Genomic DNA, 4,468 nt, shown 5'->3' with positions numbered 1-4,468 from the left:
GAAAAAGAAGGAAATCCAAAGAAAAGGGAGGAAGAAGAGATAAAAAATGCCAACTACAAAAAGAGGGAAGAAAAGCAAACAGAGAAGAAAAGACACAACATAATTAATCTCGCAACATAATTCCTGTACATCCAAGAATACGGGTTATTGTGTGCAACCTTCAAATTTCTACCAATTCTTTCTAATAAAAATCAAAGGTTACACACTTTACACCTATTAATCCTTCTCCCACCATTCAGGATCGTCGCCCTCCGGCACGATAGGCTCGTTATCCTGATGTAATTGAAAGCGCTTGCGCTCCTCTTCAGCTATTTCTTCACTCAGTCCTAAAGCAATGGCAAGTTCTTCCCAGCTAACGCCATCATCGAATATATCGTTCATGTTGCACTCCTGTAGTATTGTTCTGATATTGTCCCAGATATTCAACCAAAGCAGTGTCCATCAGAGAAGCTCAACAGACCTCGTCCAACCCTGCGCTATACATATTTTCGCTACCTTTGATGCTGGCCGTATCTGCCAATAATCCTCAAGCTCACAATCGACTTCTATCCAACCGTGCATTGATAGTTGCTGAAGTTCGGAGAAGGAGAAGTATCCCCATTCAGCATTCTCGTAATCCCCGTTAAGGATAGCGAAGCCCCAGAAGGTATCTCGGCCATCATATTCGGCCACATACCAATCATGACCACCCATAAGAAAATGTAGGTGAATAAGTTTTTCTTTTAACGGGATGCTTTCAGTTTCGTATAAACCTGGGATTTTAGCTAATCGTTGAGCTGTAGGTTGATTCCACATAATTATTCCCCCTAATATCTACATTCTGAACAAGTAATCTGAAGTTCTTTGCCGTTACGAATTGTGATGTCATTGCCAAGCACCTGGTTAAAGGTGACATGGTGACCACAATCCAAAACGAATTTTTGCTGGTTGAGTATGTTGAGTACCTGCCGTAGGGCCTCTGTAGGTTGGTATTGTTTCTTCTGTTGCTTGGTCATAGCTGTATCCTCCAAATAGAAAAGCCCCCTGGTAGTCAAACCAGAGGGCTTATTGATGATTGTTTCCAGACGTTCGGAAAAGATTTCCACGCGCTTGGAAATTTACAGATTGATTGCGCGTTTCTGGTAAAAATCTCCGAGAGTTGAACGATTGGCGGTATCCAGCGAGTCGATATACGAATTGATAACGCCGTTCAGCAGCTTATTTTTCTGCGGGAGGGTCAGCAGGTTGCTGCCTTTAAGAACGTCGGTGGCGGCCTCGTGAAAGCCCCACAGACCATTGTCATAGATGTTGGCATACAGCTCGTTGAACTGGTGGAACTTGCTGGCAGGAATAACGTTATTTGTCATTATCTCCACCAATAATATCTTTGCAGCATCTTCAGTAAGTGGATATTTCCGCAGAGACTCGTGCCAACTTTGGAATGCTCGTAACCGTGGCACCATCTGTTTCATCGTTTTGAATGCGAGAAAGCCAAGTTCGTCACTGGTTAATCCAGATGTATGACGACGCAGAGCCAGATACTCTCCCGAGAATGCCATATTGTCACAGACCAGAACCTTGGTACCAGCAGTTACCCCAAAAGCCATGGAGCGGTTTAGGCTGTTCCTGATGCCTATACTCCATTTCATTTCAGGGGTTCCGCTATCGAGATCCCACACCGAGAACATCTGATTTCCCTGGGCAGCAAGAACATACTCCTGCTTAATAATATCCAGCTGAAGAAACCCCAGCGCTTCTTTAACAACCCCTATAACTTCACGGTGATGAATCGGGTGATGCGTCCTGGTAAAAGGAACATCAGGTACTGCGATTACTGCGGACTCTTCTACGCGATTCTTTCCTAACAATGCTGAACTCATAACTTTCTCCTTCTTTGTTGGGGTGAAATAAGAAAAGCCCTTCCTGCTGCAGGCAGAAAAGGCTTTGAATTGACTTGCTATAGTTGGGGAATTAACGGCCCTGTATCCTGAAGATGTACAGAGTAGCTTCAGGCAATGGCGTACCATCTACAGGACAGGTGGTAAGGACATCCACAAACAAACGCCATTCATCATCCCTGCTCATATCCAAAGAATCAGGACCACTATAGGGTGCTGCCATACACACGCATATTTCGGATAAATCGAATAGTTCCGGTTCTACTGCTTCGGTTGGTACTTGCTTCCATTCCATATCAGTCTCCTTCAATAGAAAAAGCCGCTACACCCAATGGGGCATAACGGCTTCAAGGTTTGTTCTAATTGTTTGGTTATACTATATTATTACTACTACCATTTCTTACAGGCCTTGGAGTATTCACAGTCAGCACACATCCATGATGAGCACGGCAGGAACACCTTGTTTTCTATGCCAGCGAGGACGGCGGCACTTAACTTGGCGAACCGCTTACGAGCATCTGGACCACGGGTGGTGTTGTATATCTCCAGCTTTGGTGTTTTCAACTTTCGTAATACATCGAATCGGCACATAACCTCGGATCGTGGGAACACATATTTATTTGCTGCCAGCAGATAACTGTAGGCTGTGAGTTGTAGGTCGCTATCAACAGATCCCTGGGACTTTGGCTGCTTTGCTGTCTTGTGATCCACAGCAACCAAATTGCCTTTATTATCGCGCAAAAGTAGGTCTATAATGCCCATCAACTGAATGTCCATCTCCTTGCCTTCATGATTGTACAAAGGCGCAGAGAGCGGCAGTTCTACGCCTTCTATGTGATATCCTTCCAGGTATGACTCTTCGTGGAGCACCTGAAGCATCTTTTTACCCATGGCTATTGCGGTGGATGTGTCAGGCATATCCTTCTTATAAAGTACAGGCGCGTCAGTACGTTCCATGCTCTGAAACAGGCCGTTGATAAAGGTGTATTCCAGTTTGATTAGCGACGGCTTTTTACCGGTTTCTTTGATGCCCTGGTAGAACACCTCTAATGCTGCGTGAATAGCCTTGCCGAAATGAAGCGCGATACTGCTGTGTTCTACTGGCAGGCCAAGGAGATACTTAAACGAAAAGCGTAGAGAACACTGGAGATAGGTGAATAATTGACTGTGACTGAGGTGAAGCTGGCTTCTCATGGATTGTATTGCTTGTGACATAATATCCTCCAAATTTTGGGCACAAAAAAAGAGGAGCCGGTTTCCCGAACTCCCCTTCATTGTTGGATTAGTTAAAACTGATTAATTGCCAGTTAATTCTCCGATAAAACTGCTCGCATCATTCTTCGATAAAAAGCTGACAACGCATCCATATCTTTCCCGACTCATAGTGTCGAGTTCCTTGCGGGTGATGCTTCTGTCGTCGGCTAAGCTTAGGAGGAAGGAATGCTGCTTTTGAGAAAGACGTGACTGGCCGTTTCCATTGCCATTATTACCGTTACCGCGATTGCCATAGCTTCCATTGCCAGGTTGAATGCTAACGGGCGCTGTCTGATGATAGATAGGCTCCTGTTGCTCCAGAGGAATATTATCGACCGGCGGCGGGTAAGAAGGATCTTCTTTTTCACTGTCAAGATGTGACACCTCTTCTGCAGAACAATATTCAACGCCATAACCGGCAAACCGTAAGGCTCTGGCTATTGCCCGCGTCTCTGCCAGTTCCAATATAGCCGGTGCAATCTTGGCATCCCGCTCAACACTGGCCATACTGATTCCTGTATATGACCCCTTGTCCGTTGAGCAAAGCGCTTTAACCACTGCCACATTGCCGTCGTACTTAATAATTTCAGTACTGATGTCCAGGCTTCCATTGAGGCCGTGGGCCAGCCTTAAACGTCCTCCTACCTTGGGGTATTCGGATTCACGCCACTGGCCTGTGCGTTTGTCGTAATGACGCATGGTGACAAGTTCTTCGGGTAAAAACTGATTTCCATTTGTGTTGGTCATAATAATCTCCTGTAAAAAGTGAATGGGGGGGGAGGCGGTAACCGGAAGACCAATCCTCTTCACAAAAACAGGACCACTATGCTTTTAATGGAAAGTTGCCAAGACCCAGGAGCAGGCAATAGAATGAGTACTCACCCCTTCATAGGGGGGGCTATAATTTATTTGAATAAATTATACCTGCTACAAAGCGACAGGGGAGCAATTACACTCTCACCACATCATGAAACGTGTTCGACCATTAACCTTTGGCGGTAGGAAAAATATCGTCCTGACCGTCCGACCGTCCCTGCCACATATGATGATACAGGTGCCATGGACGATGTGGGCGATGAAAAAGGGAATTCAGTAGAGGGGGTGTGAATGGAGTTTGCGGGTGGAGGGTGCTGGAGAGATTAAACCAAGTAGTATAGTAGTAATATAACAATATCAGTATGTTGAGAGTAGTTGCTATCCAACCTGCTTACAATCAGAGGTACTCGTACCATGGAAAGAAGAGGAAAAGGGAATAGAATTGCATGGATGCTCCTAGAAGGTAGGATACTTATATTATTACTACTATTGAGTATTTAACTGTCAGTCAGGAGACTCTG

At 45.2% G+C, this 4,468-nt stretch carries 7 protein-coding genes; all 7 read right to left on the bottom strand.

Features of this window, described 5'->3' with window-relative positions; all coding sequences use genetic code 11:
* Positions 1-216: 216 nt before the first annotated feature.
* Positions 217-381, bottom strand: coding sequence for a hypothetical protein (locus JWH17_RS22840; RefSeq protein WP_205225017.1), 165 nt, complete (start codon positions 379-381; stop codon positions 217-219).
* A 60-nt stretch (positions 382-441) separates the two neighbouring features.
* Complete coding sequence (locus JWH17_RS22835) at positions 442-795, bottom strand: DUF2958 domain-containing protein (RefSeq protein ID WP_205225016.1); 354 nt, start codon at positions 793-795, stop codon at positions 442-444.
* A gap of 11 nt (positions 796-806) precedes the next feature.
* Positions 807-995, bottom strand: coding sequence for a hypothetical protein (locus JWH17_RS22830; protein WP_205225015.1), 189 nt, complete (start codon positions 993-995; stop codon positions 807-809).
* 102 nt (positions 996-1,097) lie between these two features.
* Positions 1,098-1,859 (bottom strand): hypothetical protein, encoded by a 762-nt coding sequence (locus tag JWH17_RS22825; RefSeq protein ID WP_205225014.1) that lies wholly within the window; start codon positions 1,857-1,859, stop codon positions 1,098-1,100.
* A gap of 91 nt (positions 1,860-1,950) precedes the next feature.
* Positions 1,951-2,172, bottom strand: coding sequence for a hypothetical protein (locus tag JWH17_RS22820; protein WP_205225013.1), 222 nt, complete (start codon positions 2,170-2,172; stop codon positions 1,951-1,953).
* Between the two features lie 95 nt (positions 2,173-2,267).
* The gene (locus tag JWH17_RS22815) at positions 2,268-3,092 is read right to left on the bottom strand and encodes a RecB family exonuclease (RefSeq protein WP_205225012.1); all 825 of its coding nucleotides are present in this window, start codon (positions 3,090-3,092) and stop codon (positions 2,268-2,270) included.
* 81 nt (positions 3,093-3,173) lie between these two features.
* The gene (locus JWH17_RS22810) at positions 3,174-3,878 is read right to left on the bottom strand and encodes a hypothetical protein (RefSeq protein WP_205225011.1); all 705 of its coding nucleotides are present in this window, start codon (positions 3,876-3,878) and stop codon (positions 3,174-3,176) included.
* Positions 3,879-4,468: the final 590 nt, after the last annotated feature.

Source organism: Desulfogranum marinum (assembly GCF_016918565.1).
Classification (GTDB): Bacteria; Desulfobacterota; Desulfobulbia; order Desulfobulbales; family Desulfobulbaceae; genus Desulfogranum; species Desulfogranum marinum.
The sequence above is the reverse complement of the archived record's forward strand: the minus strand, read 5'-3'. Positions and strand labels throughout refer to the sequence as shown.

Bases quoted from the DNA above. Each gene is read 5' to 3' on its own strand.
- JWH17_RS22815 (WP_205225012.1), bottom strand. From the start codon at position 3,092: ATGTCACAAGCAATACAATCCATGAGAAGCCAGCTTCACCTCAGTCAC.
- JWH17_RS22840 (WP_205225017.1), bottom strand. From the start codon at position 381: ATGAACGATATATTCGATGATGGCGTTAGCTGGGAAGAACTTGCCATT.
- JWH17_RS22810 (WP_205225011.1), bottom strand. From the start codon at position 3,878: ATGACCAACACAAATGGAAATCAGTTTTTACCCGAAGAACTTGTCACC.
- JWH17_RS22820 (WP_205225013.1), bottom strand. From the start codon at position 2,172: ATGGAATGGAAGCAAGTACCAACCGAAGCAGTAGAACCGGAACTATTC.
- JWH17_RS22830 (WP_205225015.1), bottom strand. From the start codon at position 995: ATGACCAAGCAACAGAAGAAACAATACCAACCTACAGAGGCCCTACGG.
- JWH17_RS22825 (WP_205225014.1), bottom strand. From the start codon at position 1,859: ATGAGTTCAGCATTGTTAGGAAAGAATCGCGTAGAAGAGTCCGCAGTA.
- JWH17_RS22835 (WP_205225016.1), bottom strand. From the start codon at position 795: ATGTGGAATCAACCTACAGCTCAACGATTAGCTAAAATCCCAGGTTTA.